General features: G+C 36.6%; 18 protein-coding genes and 1 pseudogene. 5 read left to right on the forward strand and 14 right to left on the reverse strand.

Annotation, left to right across the window (positions count from 1 at the left end; all coding sequences use genetic code 11):
* Positions 1–90: 90 nt before the first annotated feature.
* The gene (locus ACJ2A9_RS19245) at positions 91–819 is read right to left on the reverse strand and encodes an N-acetylmuramoyl-L-alanine amidase family protein (RefSeq protein WP_441423315.1); all 729 of its coding nucleotides are present in this window, start codon (positions 817–819) and stop codon (positions 91–93) included.
* A 113-nt stretch (positions 820–932) separates the two neighbouring features.
* Positions 933–2,141, reverse strand: coding sequence for an alanyl-tRNA editing protein (locus tag ACJ2A9_RS19250; protein ID WP_441423316.1), 1,209 nt, complete (start codon positions 2,139–2,141; stop codon positions 933–935).
* Positions 2,142–2,275: 134 nt separating this feature from the next.
* Between ACJ2A9_RS19250 and ACJ2A9_RS19255 the strand changes: the two are divergent.
* A pseudogene (locus ACJ2A9_RS19255) lies at positions 2,276–2,417 on the forward strand (LysE family translocator); the annotation flags it as partial.
* Between the two features lie 276 nt (positions 2,418–2,693).
* Here ACJ2A9_RS19255 and ACJ2A9_RS19260 read toward each other — a convergent pair.
* Entirely contained in the window at positions 2,694–3,137 is a 444-nt protein-coding gene (locus tag ACJ2A9_RS19260) for a GAF domain-containing protein (RefSeq protein ID WP_441423317.1), read from the reverse strand.
* A gap of 275 nt (positions 3,138–3,412) precedes the next feature.
* Here ACJ2A9_RS19260 and ACJ2A9_RS19265 point away from each other — a divergent pair, with 275 nt between their 5' ends.
* The gene (locus ACJ2A9_RS19265; RefSeq protein ID WP_441423318.1) at positions 3,413–4,153 is read left to right on the forward strand and encodes a Crp/Fnr family transcriptional regulator; all 741 of its coding nucleotides are present in this window, start codon (positions 3,413–3,415) and stop codon (positions 4,151–4,153) included.
* 251 nt (positions 4,154–4,404) lie between these two features.
* Here the strand turns inward: ACJ2A9_RS19265 and ACJ2A9_RS19270 are convergent, their stop codons facing one another.
* The 3 genes from ACJ2A9_RS19270 to ACJ2A9_RS19280 form a co-directional block, all read right to left on the reverse strand.
* Positions 4,405–4,728, reverse strand: a complete 324-nt coding sequence (locus tag ACJ2A9_RS19270; RefSeq protein ID WP_441423319.1) for a BC1872 family protein — start codon at positions 4,726–4,728, stop codon at positions 4,405–4,407.
* 301 nt (positions 4,729–5,029) lie between these two features.
* Positions 5,030–6,901 carry an MASE3 domain-containing protein gene (locus tag ACJ2A9_RS19275; protein ID WP_441423320.1) on the reverse strand — a complete coding sequence of 624 codons (1,872 nt, stop codon included), beginning with the start codon at positions 6,899–6,901 and terminating at the stop codon, positions 5,030–5,032.
* A 269-nt stretch (positions 6,902–7,170) separates the two neighbouring features.
* A complete protein-coding gene (locus ACJ2A9_RS19280; protein WP_441423321.1) occupies positions 7,171–7,539 on the reverse strand; it encodes an HIT family protein in 369 nt (122 codons plus the stop codon).
* A 156-nt stretch (positions 7,540–7,695) separates the two neighbouring features.
* On the opposite strand from ACJ2A9_RS19280, the gene ACJ2A9_RS19285 reads away from it, so the two are divergent.
* Complete coding sequence (locus ACJ2A9_RS19285; protein WP_441423322.1) at positions 7,696–7,923, forward strand: DUF1450 domain-containing protein; 228 nt, start codon at positions 7,696–7,698, stop codon at positions 7,921–7,923.
* Between the two features lie 12 nt (positions 7,924–7,935).
* On the opposite strand, the gene ACJ2A9_RS19290 is transcribed toward ACJ2A9_RS19285, so the two are convergent.
* Together ACJ2A9_RS19290 and ACJ2A9_RS19295 are read right to left on the reverse strand one after the other, a co-directional pair.
* The gene (locus ACJ2A9_RS19290) at positions 7,936–8,727 is read right to left on the reverse strand and encodes a glucose 1-dehydrogenase (RefSeq protein ID WP_441423323.1); all 792 of its coding nucleotides are present in this window, start codon (positions 8,725–8,727) and stop codon (positions 7,936–7,938) included.
* 136 nt (positions 8,728–8,863) lie between these two features.
* On the reverse strand, positions 8,864–10,003 hold the full coding sequence (locus tag ACJ2A9_RS19295; protein ID WP_441423324.1) for a hypothetical protein: 1,140 nt from the start codon (positions 10,001–10,003) through the stop codon (positions 8,864–8,866).
* 212 nt (positions 10,004–10,215) lie between these two features.
* On the opposite strand from ACJ2A9_RS19295, the gene ACJ2A9_RS19300 reads away from it, so the two are divergent.
* Positions 10,216–10,593, forward strand: a complete 378-nt coding sequence (locus ACJ2A9_RS19300) for a helix-turn-helix domain-containing protein (RefSeq protein WP_441423325.1) — start codon at positions 10,216–10,218, stop codon at positions 10,591–10,593.
* Positions 10,594–10,659: 66 nt separating this feature from the next.
* Here the strand turns inward: ACJ2A9_RS19300 and ACJ2A9_RS19305 are convergent, their stop codons facing one another.
* Positions 10,660–11,484: an aldo/keto reductase gene (locus ACJ2A9_RS19305; protein WP_441423326.1), complete on the reverse strand. Its 825-nt coding sequence runs from the start codon at positions 11,482–11,484 to the stop codon at positions 10,660–10,662.
* A 296-nt stretch (positions 11,485–11,780) separates the two neighbouring features.
* On the opposite strand from ACJ2A9_RS19305, the gene ACJ2A9_RS19310 reads away from it, so the two are divergent.
* Positions 11,781–11,975, forward strand: a complete 195-nt coding sequence (locus ACJ2A9_RS19310; protein WP_441423327.1) for a hypothetical protein — start codon at positions 11,781–11,783, stop codon at positions 11,973–11,975.
* Positions 11,976–12,097: 122 nt separating this feature from the next.
* Here ACJ2A9_RS19310 and ACJ2A9_RS19315 read toward each other — a convergent pair whose 3' ends face one another.
* From ACJ2A9_RS19315 to ACJ2A9_RS19335, 5 genes are all read right to left on the reverse strand, one after another.
* Positions 12,098–13,090 carry an SPFH domain-containing protein gene (locus tag ACJ2A9_RS19315; RefSeq protein ID WP_441423328.1) on the reverse strand — a complete coding sequence of 331 codons (993 nt, stop codon included), beginning with the start codon at positions 13,088–13,090 and terminating at the stop codon, positions 12,098–12,100.
* A 15-nt stretch (positions 13,091–13,105) separates the two neighbouring features.
* Positions 13,106–13,951, reverse strand: a complete 846-nt coding sequence (locus ACJ2A9_RS19320) for a TPM domain-containing protein (protein WP_441423329.1) — start codon at positions 13,949–13,951, stop codon at positions 13,106–13,108.
* Positions 13,951–14,976 carry a TFIIB-type zinc ribbon-containing protein gene (locus ACJ2A9_RS19325; protein ID WP_441423330.1) on the reverse strand — a complete coding sequence of 342 codons (1,026 nt, stop codon included), beginning with the start codon at positions 14,974–14,976 and terminating at the stop codon, positions 13,951–13,953. Before ACJ2A9_RS19325 ends, ACJ2A9_RS19320 begins: the two co-directional genes overlap by 1 nt.
* Before the next feature lie 65 nt (positions 14,977–15,041).
* Positions 15,042–15,734: a PspA/IM30 family protein gene (locus ACJ2A9_RS19330; RefSeq protein ID WP_441423331.1), complete on the reverse strand. Its 693-nt coding sequence runs from the start codon at positions 15,732–15,734 to the stop codon at positions 15,042–15,044.
* Between the two features lie 171 nt (positions 15,735–15,905).
* Positions 15,906–16,907 carry an LLM class flavin-dependent oxidoreductase gene (locus ACJ2A9_RS19335; RefSeq protein WP_441423332.1) on the reverse strand — a complete coding sequence of 334 codons (1,002 nt, stop codon included), beginning with the start codon at positions 16,905–16,907 and terminating at the stop codon, positions 15,906–15,908.
* Positions 16,908–16,932: the final 25 nt, after the last annotated feature.

Here is a 16,932-nt window from a genome sequence, read left to right on the forward strand (position 1 = left end):
AGATCAAAAAGGATAGTAAGCAGAATTTCTTCTGTACTTACTATCTTTTTTTTGATAAATAACTTTGTATATTTGATAGGACCCTCAGCACTATCTAATTCGAGATTGAAATATTGCTCCACGGTTTACAGTATCTGTTACATTCTCATGCGGATACAGCATAAAGTATTCTTCAACTGCTCGAACCATTGCATCAACGAGCTCGCCTTGTGACTCTTCATCTGTCAAAATACCGAAATCCTTGGAATTACTAAGATAGCCTAACTCAACAATAATTGATGGCATATCCAAATGTTTCATCAGAAAATAAGGATTGCCCTTAAACGGATTCTTATTTACACCGTAATATTCATTCAAATGTCCCTGTACAAGATGAGCCAATTGAAGACTTTTTTCGCTCACTTGATAAATAATAACTGGTCCTCTACGTTTCTTGTTTTTTGACCAATTGACATGCAAACTAATAAACACCCTAGGTTTGAGAGTATTAGCAATTATCATTCGTTGCTTTAAATCCCTCATATGCCGACTTAGGTTAGTGAATTGACTTTCATCGCTTAACGTGGCATCGTTAATTCTTGTGATCCCAACATTAAATGATTTTTTATTTAATTCATTAAATAATTTAAGACCAACTTCTAAGTTAATGTCTTTTTCTAAAACTCCACTAGATGATGTACCACCATCAATCCCACCATGTCCAACGTCAATAACAACATCGGGAGCTAAATAAGGCTCTGCATAAACATATAGATGCACCGGTAGAAATAGTGACAGAATAGTACTTAATAATAACACTTTCCTCTGTAACTTGATCAAAGTCCTCAACACTCCCTATCCAATATACACTGTACCTATTATTTAACATTCAACAATGAAAAATTCTAAGTATAGATTAGTTTGACATAGAGAGGGTTATCGTAATCTGTTCATCAGTTAGCTATCACATTTATCAGTTCATCCATTAATTGTTGAGCTGAAATCGTCTTCTCTCCTCCACCTTGGGCAAACAATTCGTTCCCGCCACCTTTCCCATTTATCAACGGTAAAATCGACTTCACTACCTGATTCATATTCAAGTTCAATTCAACACTTCGCGCACAAATAAGCTGAAGCTTATTGTCATTTTCATTGATGAACAAAACAAGATTATCGTTCGTTTTCGTCGCAATTACTCTCGCCAATTGCTGTAACTCAACGATTGGTCGGTTAGTAAAAATTGCTGTTATCACTTTATAGCTATGGATGTTCTCCGCCGTTTTCATATACCGGATTGCATCATGCTCAATGAGCTCAAGCTTCAATTCATCAATCGCTTTTTCTAAATCTTTCGTTTGCTGTACCATCCGTTCTACCGCAGTCTCGATTTTTTCTTGCGGAACACTTAATATACTCGTGACATTCTGGATAACACGGTGTTTATCATGAAACTGCCTCAAAACTCTCTTCCCACATACAAAAGACACACGAATATTTTTCTTTTGTTTTTCCCAGCCCAAAATTTTCAAAGAACCAACTTGTCCGGTCGAATCAGGATGTGTGCCACCACAGCCATTATCATCGAGATTAGGTATAATCACCAACCGAATGTTTTCTGAAACTGATAATTCTTTTCTAAGCGAATAATTGGATAACTCTGCTTCAGTTACCCACTTTGTTTCGATTGGCCGATTTTCAAGTATGATTTCATTTGCCTTACTTTCAACATGCACGGCTTCATCCTCAGTAAGATTGGCAGTAGTTAGATCAATCGTACACACTTCCTTCCCTAAATGAAAACTAACGGTTTTATATCCATAAAAATTTTCAAATATTGCGGATAAAATATGCTGCCCCGCGTGCTGCTGCATATGATCAAAGCGACGTTCCCAATCAATAATTCCAACTAACTCGTCGTCATCATCGACATTAAGCGGCTGATTAATAATATGACGGATCTCCCCTTTAACCTCCTCAACATTGATCACACTTACATCTTGAAGTGTTCCAATATCATGAGGCTGTCCCCCACCGGTAGGATAAAATGCCGTTTTCTTTAACACGACATAGTTATGCCCTCCTTCATCCTTATCCTGCTTTAGTAGTTTCGTTGAAAACGTTCGTATGTATTGATCGTGATAATATAATTTTTCTGTTGTCATCTCTACCACTTCTTTCATCTATTGTCCGCAAAAATTTTTTCCGACTATTCACTCTTTATATCTAGACTCATATCTGTTTATATACTACCATTAATTCATGTTAAATAATAAAATCATCATGATGGAGGGATAAAATGGATATCATGGTAATCTTGTCTTTTCTTGGTGTTGCGATATTCCTTACGTTAATGCCTGGTCCAGACAATTTGTTCGTAATTGCACAAAGTATAACAAAATAAACGGGCAGGAATCGCAACATCATTAGGACTTTGTACGGATTAATTGTCCACATATAAAAGGTGGCCTTTTGATGTTGATTAGTTTGCAAATTGCCATTAGCCAAAAATAATTCTAACCTTCTAACCTTTCAGGACCTGAAAGGTTTGTGAATTTACTAATAGACACGAACATACCAATCATTCAAATAAAAAATGGGTTGTCTCAAAAGCAAAGTAACAGTCACCTCGACCATAAAATATAGAAGTTGATCCGTGATTAACCTCATATTTTGTAAACGTTCGAGGAGAGCTTTCACTTTTGAAACATCCCCTTTTAAGTAACTATATTCAGTTTTGCTTTAATCATTGAAGCGAACCTTTCTGCCTCCTTTTTTATTAAGCAGATATCAGCCTGTGTATACGTACGCTCCGTCCGACTTCCTACGACTAATACAGCGCTTATCTGTCCGTCAATCGCAATTGGAGAAGCCATTGCTGAGTATAGGCCTTCTGCAACCATACTGGGAAACTCCAGCCTCTTTTCATTAATATTTGCATCCGAATTATCAACAATCATGACATCCCCGAAACGAACAACCATACCTGATAAGTCAATGCCTGGCTTTCCAACCATTTTTTTTAAACGTTGGCTGCAACTTCCCGATACATGTTTCCAATGTATATGCCGTTTCCGCGAATCAACAAATGCCAATGCAGCAAAATCACTATTACTATCATTTATGAGGGATTGTAAACTTGTGCTGTAATCTTGTCCCATAATGCTCCCTCTCCCTTTATTTAGTCTAATCTATATCTTTATTCTAAGCCATTTTGTCCTCAATGTAACTCGGTGAATTCCCTGATTATCTTTTCAGTATCCCTGATTCCTGTATGTTTTTTCAGGGTTTTACTAACATACACTGAGCACTTGTGTGATTTTCCTCACTTAAAGATAGGGGATTTCGTAATTGTTTTTCAGGAATTCCCCCGATAACATTCCCACAATGCCAATGTTATTATCTAAGTAAGATAAGTTTTGAAGGGGGAATTACAATGGCAATGATGAATATAGCGGAAAGACAAAGCCACACTTTTTATAATGGTATCGAGGATTACTTTTCAATGGAAAACTTTCATAAACTAGAAGCATTAATGAAACCGATGAAAGAAAAGGCGGGCACATACTTATTTTGGGAGGGTGACTCAGCAAGTAACTTCTATTTCGTTCGCTCTGGACGTTTAAAATTGATGAAAACGACAGAAGACGGTAAAGACCTTATTCTTTCAATCGCAAAAAAGGGTGAATTACTAGGGGACTATTCCGGATTAGGAAACGCTTTTCATAGTTATACAGCGGCCATTCTAGAAGATGTTGAAATTGGTGTCATTGATGTACAGGACTTGCATAATCTATTATTCGAATTTGGCAGCTTTTCAATGGAATTTATGAATTGGTTAGGTGTAACCTACCAAAAAAACCAATCAAAGTTTCGTGATTTACTATTATTCGGTAAAAAAGGGGCACTTGCTTCTACTTTAATTCGTATGAGTAATACGTATGGAATCATTCGTGCTGATGGGATCAAGCTCGATGTAAAATTAACAAACACAGAGATCGGTGACTTTATCGGAATGACAAGAGAAAGTGTAAACCGCTTCCTAAATCAATGGCGCGATGAAGGAACAATTGCCATCGTTGACGGTCATATAATCATTCGAAAGCTTAGTGACCTCCGTGGCGTATGTAAATGTCCAACAGACGCACCTTGTCCAGTGCAAGTTTGCCGCATTTAGGTGACGCTATGGTGATTGATCAACGTATCATCCAAAGAGAATAAAAAGGATAGTAGTAGAAAATACATCTACGTAACTATCCTTTATTGTTTTATTAACTTTTTTAATTGGGATAACAATCTAAATTCCTCTCCTCAAACCCTACTAAATGTAAGCTCTTCAGTTTAAAATTATTCACTTCACACGTTTTGACTTCAGCATAAACAGCTCTGCTTTTTCAACTCTTATTAACTACTAAACTTGTAATTTGATTAGCATACTTGATATTCAGCTGTACTCGTATCAACAACAGAGGTTTTTAAAACGACTGAATATGCTGCATTTGTAATTGCCTGTGATAACGTATTTCCTGTCGCTCTGATATCATTAAAACAAACATCATTTGCTCCAAGTTTTCTATACGTATAGCCTAACTGTTCTAGTCGTTCAACGATTAACATTGCATGGTCAAGATTTTGTTCTGGCTGAAAATCAGATGTCTGAATAAAAATTCCCTTTTCCCGATCATACCAACGATCCCATCTATTTAATTTCCATCCTAGTATTCTACGAGCGATTGAATCAATTTTCATCATGTTAACTACCCCTTTGTGTTTTATTTTTGTTTAACGTTTCTTTGTTATATAACAAATCACTTATTTTTTTATAATTATATAACACAAGAGAAATATTTACCACTATTTATTTAAACTTTTTTCAATAAATTCTTTATTTCGAAAAAAGAGAAAGATAAATTGAAAGAACATCCTCGAAAAAAGGAGTTAAATAGCTAAACTTTTGTCGAAACCATATAAAAAAGAGACGCTCACCATCATATTGGTAAGCGTCTGTATTTGTTCTATTTTATTTTCTCGCAATCGTGATATATAACACAATTCAACTATCAATTGGTAATGTAACTGTAAACGTTGTTCCCTTATTAAGCTCTGTATCCACCTCAATCGTCCCATTATGCTCTTCAATAATTTTATAAGTAACCATTAACCCTAATCCTGTCCCTTTTTCCTTTAAAGTATAGAATGGTTCCCCCAACCTCGGTAGCAATTCAGCAGGAATACCACAGCCTTGATCAGTAATGCTTATCGAAACACTTTGCTCATCTATTCGTGAAAGCTTTATAAATACATTACCACCTTTTGGCATTGATTCAATGGCATTTTTCAACAAATTAATGAGTACTTGCTTTAGTTGGTTTGCTTCACACGTAATAGGGGGAAGTCCCTCTTCAACTGATGTAAAAATTTGAACATTGTACATTAGCGCCTGTGGATCCATAAATCTTGTTACCTCAAAAATCAAATTTGAGATATTTTCTTTCTTATATTGAAGTGCTTGTGGTTTAGCAACGGACATAAATTCGTTTGTAATGAACTCAATTCGATTTAATTCAGATTTTATTAAAGAAAAATACTGATTATGTTCATCGTTAGAGTTCCGTTCAATTAATTGAATAAAACCTTTAATCGTTGTTAAAGGATTACGTATCTCATGAGCGAAACCGGCTGATAACTGACCGACGACCGATAGCTTTTCCGATTTAATAAGTAGTTCTTCTGTTTCCTTGCGATGGCTTATATCACGAACAATTATCGAAAAGAAAATGACATTTCCTTCATCATTTCTTATAGGAGAAACTGTATAACTAACATGAATTAACATTCCATCCTTTCGTTGTCTTTCTGTTTCAAAGTCGATTACCGATTCCCCGGCCTTTATTTTAGTAAACAATCGCTTTGCCTCATCTTCTTTTTCAGAAGGTATAATTGGCAAAGGTTTTCCAATCACTTCAGCTGGATGATAGCCAAATATTTTTTGAAATGCTGGATTTACATGAAGTACTATTCTTTGTAAATCAATAATGACAATCGCATCAGCAGAAAAATCAAACATTGCTTTAAATTGCTGTTGTGTCGTTGATAGTTGATCTTTTATTAATTTATTTTGCGTAAACGGTTCATCAATTGCCGGAAAGAAAAAACCTTTTAATAAATAATAGTAACCAATTACTTTATAGAGGTGCCCAAGAAAATTATCAAAATCGTACACACTCTTATACATAGTAAAAATGAGTTCGGAGACTAATAAAAAGAAAAAGGCTAGCGCAATCGATAATTCAGCCGGGTTTTGATTTTTCCGATAATAAGTAAAGATAATAAGAATTGCAATGATATGTATCAGACTAATTACATATTCAATTCCATTTTTGAGCGGTGTTGTTCCCATCCCTTCAATAACTAATACTGGAAAAGAATGTTCAAACATATAAATAACAAATGCAAAGAAACTAACATAACTCATTGCTATTGCAAGAAAAACATACCGATAGTCTTTCTCGTTGTTGTTTTTTCTAGGTAAAAGGATTGCCGCTAACATAAATATCGCTTCTGTAAAACGGGCAGCAAGCCAAAATAAAGTTGCTTTTTGAATCGAGCTTTCTGTAATAAAATATGGCATTCCTTTAAATGTTAATGTATGAAATAAATCTAATACACCAACGGCCAGAAAGATGGCTCCAATCATTAATAGCTGTTGAGATTGATAATGACGATATGTAAGCCAACCGTAGAGAAAAATGGCAAAAGAAATCGTAATGCTAAAAAACTCTAAAATAAGATGAACAGCAAGGTGATTGATCGGGTCATACATCTCGTGTAATGGATTAGAAAGCAGTCGAATAGACAATAGTACGAGTATAGCAATCACCGCAATTAGCAATGTTTTCTTTTCAGCTTTATTTAACTTCCTCATACTATCACCCCAGTCCTTAAGTAACGAAACTTTTTCTTATTATGTCGTTTGTGAAAGTTCTTGTAAGTGAGATATGTCAAACACATAAAAATTTTCACGAACATAGCGGTCGTATTTTCAAATAATGATTAAAATAATACGGAATATACTATATTTCGCCATCCACACCTCATCATCCTTTGCCGTCATATCCTATTCCTTAACGTTAAAAAGAAATTCAACATAATAAAACATCCACTACTCTAGTGGATGCTTTTGCTAAATAGCTTTTAATATTTTTGTTTAGTTGGAATCACTCCGCGTACACCGCCACCAGGCCGATCCATATCTCCAATAAATCTAGGGATAAGGTGGATGTGCACATGAAAAATCGTTTGGCCAGCTGCTTTACCGCAATTAATGCCAATATTATAGCCATCAGGGCTGTACGTCAAATCCAACAGTTTCTTTCCTTCTTCCAAAAGCTCATTAAATGCTTGTCTCTCATCATCCGTAGTCTCGAAAAAATCACGAACATGCCGCTGTGGAATAATAAGCAAATGACCTTTATTTACCGGGAATTTGTCATAAATTGCAAAGGCGGATTGATTCGATAAAACTACATCTTCAATAGAACAAAACGGACATTGTTGACTCATCATTTTCCCCTCCAATACTAAACTGTAACATCTTTTCTTTCCTTACCTTTAATACAATTAAATATTTTGAAAATAAAAAATATAATGACGAATCCTATTTTCTATGCTAATATATGATCATGAGAATCATTATCATATATAAAAAGGGTGGTTATAATGAAAAAGGTATATTTTTGTAAAAAAAATGACTTTGAAACAAAACCATTATTTAAAGCACTGAAATTACTTTTCCCTGATAAAAAAATTAAACGTAAAGGCTGTCTCGGAAAATGTAAAACGTGTAAGCATCATCCTTTTGTCGTCGTTGACGGCGTGAACATTTCAGCAGCAAAAGAAGAAAAACTCTATACTCAATTATTTAAACAACTAGGTGAAGAAGCCTAAAGCATTCATTGATCAAAGGGACGCTTGCCAGCCGCCATCTACATATACAGTCTGACCATTGACATAATTCGATGCAGCTGAAGCGAGGTAAATGGCAGTCCCTATTAATTCCTCTGGTATTCCCCAGCGGTTTAGCGGCACTTCACTTTTTACCCAAGCATCAAAATCCGGGTTATTTACAAGCTTCTCAGTGAGATCGGTAATAAAATAACCAGGCCCGATGGCATTGACCTGAATGTTGAATTTTCCCCATTCTGTTGCCATAGACTTCGTCAACATTTTTAGGCCGCCTTTTGCCGCACAATAATTCCCTATTGTTGGACGAGCCCCCTCCGCATTCAATGATGTAATGTTGATGATTTTTCCATTTTCTCTTTCTTTCATATATGGAAAAACAGCTTGCGATACATAAAAGGCTGAACTGAGATTTACTTCGATGACCATTTTCCAGTCCTCGATGCGAAGTTCTTCCAGTGGAGCCCGTTTTTGAATCCCCGCATTATTAATGAGTACATTGATCGGTCCTACTTCCGCCTCTATTTTTTTTATACATGTTTCCACTTCCGATTTATTTGCCACATCAAATGCAATTCCTGTTGCCCTTCCACCAGAGCATTGGATTTGCTCAACGACTTTGTCTACATCACTTTGTTTTCTCCCGTTTATGACAACCTTTGCCCCTGCGTCAGCAAATCCATTGGCTAAGCATAACCCTAATCCTCTTGTCGAACCTGTAATTAACACAACTTTCTCATTTACACTAAACAAGCTGTTCACTTTTATCCCTGCCTTTCGAACGTTCACTTTTATAACGACTACTTATAATGTACCTAAATCTATATCATTCCATGAATAATAGTTTCTTTTTGTTGAACGAACTCAAAGTACAGGTAGTAATGTGAACAACTAATACCAAAAACCATACTCAGCCTTGCTGAATTTACTTTCTTTCAAAAATAGCGATACCTTGTACTTCGCCAATCCCGCCATTTCCATGGACTAAACCATACGATACAGGTCCTTTTTTTAATTTTTGATACATCTCAATCATTCCATTTAAAGCAGGGTTATTCCAAGGTGCTTTTGCAAGGTTCATCCCGCCCGTTATTGTGATGTCATATTGATCTAGGAAATGTGGTAATTCGTCAATGCTTGAAATTATCCCTGACACCAGTAATAAGGCGATTGGAACAGGTGGATAACACGTGTACGACTCAAGATAAAGATTTCTATTATATAAATGTTCGATTACCTTGATGTTTGACTGCTGCTCCGCTTGTTGAAATGCAGTGCGCAAATGTGGAAAGATATTATCCTTTGTGCCAACAATCTCACTAATTTTCTCAGGAGACCCAGCTACCATAGCATAGCTCACCCCTGAAACAGTAATTCGATCTTTAGGTGAAATCTGCAATAACGTCGCACTTTCATCATTTGCTAAGATCAGCCCCCCGGAAAAATCAATATTTGGGTTAGCACAATCAGTCAACTTAAACAAATCGGCGTGAAGCTCATCGAGAGCCCTGCCTCTAAGCTTGGAAACCTCATAACCTGTAACGCGAGTATAAGTTCTAAGATAATTGCTATATAATTGATCAGACAATTGCATAAATCGATCTTCAGACAATTCCAGTTCATCACAAAGCTTATGAGCGAGTTCGTTGTAGCATTGGATAATAGTATGACTGTCAAAAATACTCATCGCCTTTGTCACGGCTTCTTTACCATAGACTCTCTTAGTTGTTAGTAAAGGCTCATGACCAAACAGAAAAACGGCATCATATAACCCACTCTCTATAAGCTCCTTCGCGTCTGCTAACGCTTGGATTGGACTTGCCCCGCTTTTATATGTATTGATTTTCGAAATTGCTTTACATTCAAAGATATTAAAATAGAATTGATTCGCTGCTTCAAAGGCGTTAAGTAACGGATCAATAAAGAAATACGCTATTTTTTTGTTATGTAACAATAATGTTTTATGAATAGCCATTGCTTCCTGAAACGTTTCCTTCAAAATGTCATTTGAAATTTGACACGCTTCAACATTCGTATATTTACCTGAATATATAAGATTAACCATGTTTCACCTCATCATACTCGTCCATTCATGGAAACGATATTTCTGTTGCTTAGCACAATTATTTCAAATAGGCTTATTTTTCGCAATGTTTATATTCAAGTTGACTGAGCCGATTCCTGTCTTTTTTATCGATCGGTGTTAAATGAAAATTGCTAATATAGAAGAGAACTTGATATAATTTAACTAGTTATTTTTGTAGAAAGGACCTTCTCATGCCAGACTTTAAATCACGCCTAAAACGATTAAGAAAACAGAAGAGCCTTACCCAACAAGAAGTCGGTGACAGAATTGGTGTTTCAAAAGTAGCTGTTTCAGGCTATGAGAATGGCATCCGCTCCCCCGAAACGGATACATTAAAGAAAATTGCCGATTTATTTGGAACTTCGATTGATTACCTTATCGGATACTCTGATATACCGAACCAGGCTACTGATGAAAATAATGCCACAATTGCCCATTATGTTTCTGATATGGGCTTATTACAAGGGACTAATAAACTAATTGTTGACAATGAAATAGTAGAAGAAGAATTACTAAAAGAAGCGTTAGATTATATTAGAGCAAAACGGATTATGAAAAACTTCCGTTAAATTTTTCAGAAAGAATAAAATGGCAGAGAAACATAAACAGTTGTTTACGTTTCTCTGCCATTGTTTTTAACGTACATGAAAGTCATTTGGATGTGGGCCTTTTCGTCGATCAATATTTAATTTGTTTATTTCTGCCATTTGCTCAGCAGTTAAGTCAAAATCAAATAATTGAAAGTTTTCTTCGATTCGGGCAGGTGTTACCGATTTAGGTATGACGATGCTTTTATTTTGTAAATGCCAACGTAATACTACCTGTGCTGGTGTTTTGTCATGTGCCTTTGCAATGTCGGTAATAACCTTGTCTTTTAGCACTTCTCCCCCTTGTTCAAGCGGACTCCATGCTTCCACAAAAATATTATGTTTTGAACAAAATTCTTTTAACTCATGTTGAGCCAGGTACGGGTGACACTCAATTTGATTTAACACAGGAGTTACTTCACATTCCTTTAATAACCGCTCTAAATGTTCAATTTCAAAGTTACAAACACCAATTGCTTTTACGCGTCCATCGTGATACAGCTTTTCTAATGCTTTATATGTATCCACATACCGATCAACCTCTGGCATCGGCCAATGGATTAAATATAAATCAACATAATCTAGCCCTAGCCTCTCTAAACTTTCGTCGTATGCTCTTAACGTATTTTCATACCCCTGATCACTATTCCAAACCTTCGTTGTAATAAACAACTCTTCACGCGGAATTCCTGACTGTTGAATTGCCTTCCCAACACCTACTTCATTTTGATAAATCATCGCAGTATCAATAGACGTGTACCCAACTTCCAACGCTTTTGAAACTGCAGCAGTTGCATGTTCATCTTCTACTTGCCAAACTCCAAAGCCTAGTTGGGGCATTTTTACACCGTTATTTAATGTTACAAAATTCATCTTATCTTTCTCCTTTATGATGTACTTTACTTTTCTAGTATAGCTATAATTTTAGCTTTATTTTCATGGTTTACTCGAGTAATCTGTCCGTCTTAATAAATTACCATCGTAACACAGACAATACAGTTCTTATCTCCCGTTTAAATAGTCATGTGACAAATAACCTAGTACTTTATAATTATTAAAATCATTCTAAAAACTTTCACATTTAACTAATATACTTTTTTTTCCAAAGTATATAATAATAGTGAAGGGAGGCAAATTTCCCCTACCATATATGAAAGGAGTGAATTTCCATGATGTCTCTAATTATGTTCGAAGATTTCTATATGATTTGTCATGATTTTTGTGAAATGGAAGTAAAAAAAGAGAAAATTATGAAGCCTGCAGCAAAAGAAATAACAAGAGATGTTGCTAAGGAAACAAAAGTTTTCCGCTTGAAACCGGTAGAAAAGCCAGATGGACCAGAATATACACCACGCCCAGCTTAAAAAAAATCAAAAAAATTGGCAGGTAATTCAAACATGAAAACTCATATTAACCAATAATTTCCCTCTTGTTAATGATGATTGTATGGAACAAGAGGGAATTTTATTTATTTCTTGTTTTGCACCTAAACTAACTTATGTCCGCAATTCGAGCAGAAATTACCACCCGTTGCTTTAGCACCACAGTTAGGACAAAAATTCACCTTTGCTTTCGATTCATTTTGTTGAGGTTCATTGTCTTGGCTCTGTTGTGGTTTTTCGGTATTTGATTTATTTTGCTCCATGTTCTTCATCATTTCCTTGGCGATGTTCATCCCCATCATCATTCCCGCCATGTCTGAAGCCGCTCCGCCTCCTTGCGTTTTTCCTGAGGCCATGCCATCAACCATTTCGACTTGCTGATACTTCCCTAAATCAGCAATCATACTGTGTGATGCTGTTTTATTAATCATTTTTTGAATTTCTTCTGGATAATTGAAGCTCATTACATTAAATCTCGTAATGGTTAGTCCGTCATCGATGATACTCATATCAAGATCTTCACGAATTCCTTTTGAAATATCAGCGGCATTTGCTTGTAAATTAAAAAGATCCTTTCCTTCTTTACTAATCCACTCCATTAACAGCTGATCTAATATTGAAGTAATTCTTATTTTTACATCCTCTATATAATAGCTATTTTTTATTCCAGCAATTTTATCAATAAGAGCAATATAATCATTTACTTTCACATTAAATGTTCCATTGGCACGGATCGGAATTCCGCCCGGCAGCTGTGGGTGAGGCATGTGAATTGCATTACGCGTTCCCCACTTCACCGTAAACTCCTTCGTATTCACAAAAAGAACTTCAGCTCTCATTCCGCTATTAAAACCAAATTTAAATCCTTTTAAAGTTGATAAAAAAGGAATAATTTGCGAATCGATATCGTATTCACCATCATCCTTAAAGATCCCTTCGATCCGACCTGAATGCATAAAAATCGCATCCTGACCAGGGCGAATGATCAACTTACTCCCTTTTTTGATCTCTCGATTGCACCACTTCCAAAAAATCATATCATCGCGAAACTCTTCCCACTCAACTACATTAGCAAATTGATTTCGAAAAAACATCATCTTCCCCCTTTGCCTTTAGAAGCGGCCTCTACTTCCGCTATGGGAGTGGCCACCACCAGTCATTCCCCCGCCAAATCCGCCGCCGCCAGAATTATTATTATTACTGGACGGTTTTTTACGTTTTGTAACCGTTGTTCTTACAAATGTATCTCTACTGCTAGTTACTGCAGAATTGCTATCATCCAAATATGTTCTCGCTGTTGTCGTTTTACGGCCTGTTGAACGGTAAGCCATTACACCAACGCTGACACCACCAACGAAAATCGAAACAAAAATCTGAAACCATAATTGATAAAAAAGATTTTCAGATTTGACACCAGGTTGAACATAGATCTGATCATTACCTGGCGAAATTGGAATCTGATTATCTTCATGTACTTCAGGCTCAATCCCCATATACTCATTCGTTAATTCAATATACGTCGTAATAGCACTGAAAAAATCGCCATTAGACAAGTAAGGGGTAATGCTCTCGCGGATGACATGTGCCCGATCATTATCTATATATTCCATTCCTTTATAAAAACCGGCAACATAAACCTCTCGATTCTCCATATCAATCGTTAAAATCACCGTATCACCAAAAGGCTGATTATAGCCTAACCCCATCTCATCATAAAAATCCTGCATGTATTTTTCGATATCTCTACCATCTGTCTGTGCTGTTGTTAAGATAATTATATCGACTTCACTTTGTTCACTATACAAATCCGCAAGCCTTTCCACTTCATCTCGCTGTTGTGCAGTTAAAAGTTCAGCAAAATCGTATACCTTTTGCTCTGTTGATGCTACTATTTGGCTTTGGATAAAACTGAACATGAGAAAGATCAGCAGCATACTTGCAGACAGTTTCCTTCTCACTAGAATCCACCCCCAAATATCAAGGCCAGTGATTTCAGCGCTACAAACGTCACTCCGGCTATTCCACCAAACCATGCGGCTACTTTTTTATAGCTAATTGGAGGTTTACCAACGATTTTCCCAGTCTGTCCGTTCATCGCAAAAATGTGCTCTGCTTTATTATAATCATAACAAACCATCCAGACTGGAATTAGTGTATAATAGGCATGCTTTTGATTCGTATCAATGTTTCTTCTCTTGATCATTGTCGTCGTATATTGAGATGTTGTTGATTTAATATATGAATCTACATACTTATCAACTCTCTGCTTAATTCTTGGGAACAGCTCTTTGTCATCATAATTATATTTTTCAGCAATATATCCCGCTAAATACGGTGTATTAAATTCTTTAAGATTTCGATAATCATATGGTTCCAGCTTATCCATCAGCATATCATCCATTTTTTCAGAGGCATCTGCCGGTACTTTCCGATAGGTTAAATCAACACCTCGGTGAACATCATAATAGCTCGTTTCGGTATAAATGTAATCCCCTCTCGTATAGGTTCGCACCTTCGTACAAACAGCGTCCACGCTTCCGGCACTATGTAAATCATACAACCAAAACGGCACGTACATCCCAGTTATACTTTTAATTCGATTGGCGGTCATAAATCCCTTCGGTGTTAGCCGTCCATTACGGCACCATGTCTTAAATGCTTCAGTCGCCTGTTCCTTACTAATTGTAAATGGCAGAACTAAAGCCGGAGCAAGGTTCCCTGATAATCTGTCTGCGAGAACGACCCCTGCACCACAAAAACTGCACTTCGTTGCAGTCGTATCCGCATCAGTTAAGATGACTGCTCCACAGTTTTTACAATGATACTCAACTGCTTCCCCTTCCGAAAATTCATTCAAAATATTCTCTTTCGGAAAGCTTTCAATATCATCTTTACGGCCACAACTGCCACATGAAAGTTTCCCTGAATTACTATCAAACACCATATCGGCACCACAATTTGGACACTTATAATGGATTACCATTTCTGTTCTACCTCCACCATTTAAATCGGGCATGAAGACAAAAGCTGTAGCTTGAAGCTACAGCTTTATTTATTATTTTTTTTCTGTAAACTTTCCTTTAAAGCTGCTAATTCATCATCTATTCCTGAATCAGTATTACTATTATTATATTTCGCCATTAAATCGTTCATGTTATCCTTTGGTGGGGAATTTAATTCAGACATCGCATTGGCACGGTCCATCGCTTGATTTGCCTTCTCTTCGATTCGGTCGAAAGCAGACTTTGAATTGTTTGCACTTCCTACAGACGATTGAATCCGATTTATTCGTTCCTGAGTTTTTGCAACTGAGAGCTTGCCTTTGATCATATTCTTACGAGATTCTAATTCTCTAATATCTGATACAAGTTTATCATGCATCTGCCTCATTTTACTCGCATTACTAGCTGCTAAGTCATACGCTTCCTTTAAACCGGTTTCTTCCTCAGCAATTGTTGCTTTACGCTCTAAAAATTTCCTCGCATCTGCATCATTACCAGCTTCTAAAGCTTTAATCGCATAATTTTGCATTTTATCCATATCTGCCTGGCATTCGTCAAGAGCCCGCTTTGCTCGTTGCTCCTCAGCCATAACCGTAGCTGTATCTGACTTTACTTTTCCTAAATCACGATTAAGATTACGCAAATATTGATCAATCAATTTTCCAGGGTCTTCTGCTTTATCTAACATTGCATGAATGTTGCTCGCCATAATATCTCTGAATCGAGTAAGAATATTCATTTCGCGCCCCCTTCTACAATTCATGTTACTTAGAATATAGCACAATAAAATTAGCCATACAATTTTATTTTTTGAAAAAAATTCCAACTATTTCACGAAGGAAAAAATTACCTATTTATTTTGGATAAAAAAAGTAAACCCGATCGTATCGAAGGGATTTACCTTTTCTATCTATTTGCCGTCTACCACTTCTTTTAAAATCTCATATGAACGTTTTTGTTTTTCCTCATCAAAAATATAAGAAACAGCCATGATTTCGTCAACATGATACACTTCTTGAAAACTCGTCAGCTGCTCTCTAATCGAATCTTTGCTTCCTAATAATGTCACACTTGACATCGCTTTTGCCGCTTCTTTTTCAGGAAGACTCCAAATTTGATCCATATCTTCAACTGGAGGTTGTAACGGTGTTTGTGTGCCACGTACAACATTTAAGAAAAATTGCTGCATTGTCGTTACTTCTTTTTGCGCTTCATCATCACTTTCACAAGCAATGACGTTAAGACAAACAATCATATACGGAGCATCTAAATATTGTGAAGGCTCAAAACGATCACGATAAATCGAAATCGCTTCATTCATATATCTCGGTGCAAAGTGAGAAGCAAAAACATACGGTAAGCCTAATTTAGCCGCTAAATATGCAGAATCTGTTGATGATCCAAGAATATAGATCGGAATATTCGTGCCCACTCCTGGATAGGCCTTAACTGGTCCTTGCTGCTCCTCAGGCCCAAAATACGTAAGTAAAGCTTGGACATCATCAGGAAACGTGTAAACAGAATCATGCTGGGACCGTCTAAGTGCACTTGCTGTTCTCATATCAGTCCCAGGTGCACGCCCAAGCCCAAGCTCCAATCGATTTGGATAAATCGTCGCCATTGTTCCAAATTGTTCAGCGACAACGAGCGGTGAATGATTTGGAAGCATAATTCCTCCAGATCCTACTCGAATGTGCTCTGTATGTTCTAACGTATGTTTAATTAAAATTGAAGTCGCTGAGCTCACTAATGTTGATGTGTTATGATGCTCAGCAATCCAATACCGAGAATAACCCATCTTTTCAGTTGCTTGTGCCAAATCGACCATCGCGTCGACCGCCTCTTTCGCTCCTTGTCCTTCGCGGATCGGAGCAAGGTTTAAAACTGATACAGGAATGTGTATAGTTGCCATTTTCCATTAGTCCTTTCTCCTTAAA

The sequence above is a fragment of the Anaerobacillus sp. MEB173 genome, from assembly GCF_052119505.1.
In the GTDB taxonomy this organism is placed as follows: Bacteria; Bacillota; Bacilli; order Bacillales; family JBJMAU01; genus JBJMAU01.

Bases quoted from the DNA above. Each gene is read 5' to 3' on its own strand.
- ACJ2A9_RS19250 (WP_441423316.1), bottom strand. From the start codon at position 2,141: ATGACAACAGAAAAATTATATTATCACGATCAATACATACGAACGTTT.
- ACJ2A9_RS19260 (WP_441423317.1), bottom strand. From the start codon at position 3,137: ATGGGACAAGATTACAGCACAAGTTTACAATCCCTCATAAATGATAGT.
- ACJ2A9_RS19265 (WP_441423318.1), top strand. From the start codon at position 3,413: ATGGCAATGATGAATATAGCGGAAAGACAAAGCCACACTTTTTATAAT.
- ACJ2A9_RS19270 (WP_441423319.1), bottom strand. From the start codon at position 4,728: ATGATGAAAATTGATTCAATCGCTCGTAGAATACTAGGATGGAAATTA.
- ACJ2A9_RS19275 (WP_441423320.1), bottom strand. From the start codon at position 6,901: ATGAGGAAGTTAAATAAAGCTGAAAAGAAAACATTGCTAATTGCGGTG.
- ACJ2A9_RS19280 (WP_441423321.1), bottom strand. From the start codon at position 7,539: ATGAGTCAACAATGTCCGTTTTGTTCTATTGAAGATGTAGTTTTATCG.
- ACJ2A9_RS19285 (WP_441423322.1), top strand. From the start codon at position 7,696: ATGAAAAAGGTATATTTTTGTAAAAAAAATGACTTTGAAACAAAACCA.
- ACJ2A9_RS19295 (WP_441423324.1), bottom strand. From the start codon at position 10,003: ATGGTTAATCTTATATATTCAGGTAAATATACGAATGTTGAAGCGTGT.
- ACJ2A9_RS19300 (WP_441423325.1), top strand. From the start codon at position 10,216: ATGCCAGACTTTAAATCACGCCTAAAACGATTAAGAAAACAGAAGAGC.
- ACJ2A9_RS19305 (WP_441423326.1), bottom strand. From the start codon at position 11,484: ATGAATTTTGTAACATTAAATAACGGTGTAAAAATGCCCCAACTAGGC.
- ACJ2A9_RS19310 (WP_441423327.1), top strand. From the start codon at position 11,781: ATGATGTCTCTAATTATGTTCGAAGATTTCTATATGATTTGTCATGAT.
- ACJ2A9_RS19315 (WP_441423328.1), bottom strand. From the start codon at position 13,090: ATGATGTTTTTTCGAAATCAATTTGCTAATGTAGTTGAGTGGGAAGAG.
- ACJ2A9_RS19325 (WP_441423330.1), bottom strand. From the start codon at position 14,976: ATGGTAATCCATTATAAGTGTCCAAATTGTGGTGCCGATATGGTGTTT.
- ACJ2A9_RS19330 (WP_441423331.1), bottom strand. From the start codon at position 15,734: ATGAATATTCTTACTCGATTCAGAGATATTATGGCGAGCAACATTCAT.
- ACJ2A9_RS19335 (WP_441423332.1), bottom strand. From the start codon at position 16,907: ATGGCAACTATACACATTCCTGTATCAGTTTTAAACCTTGCTCCGATC.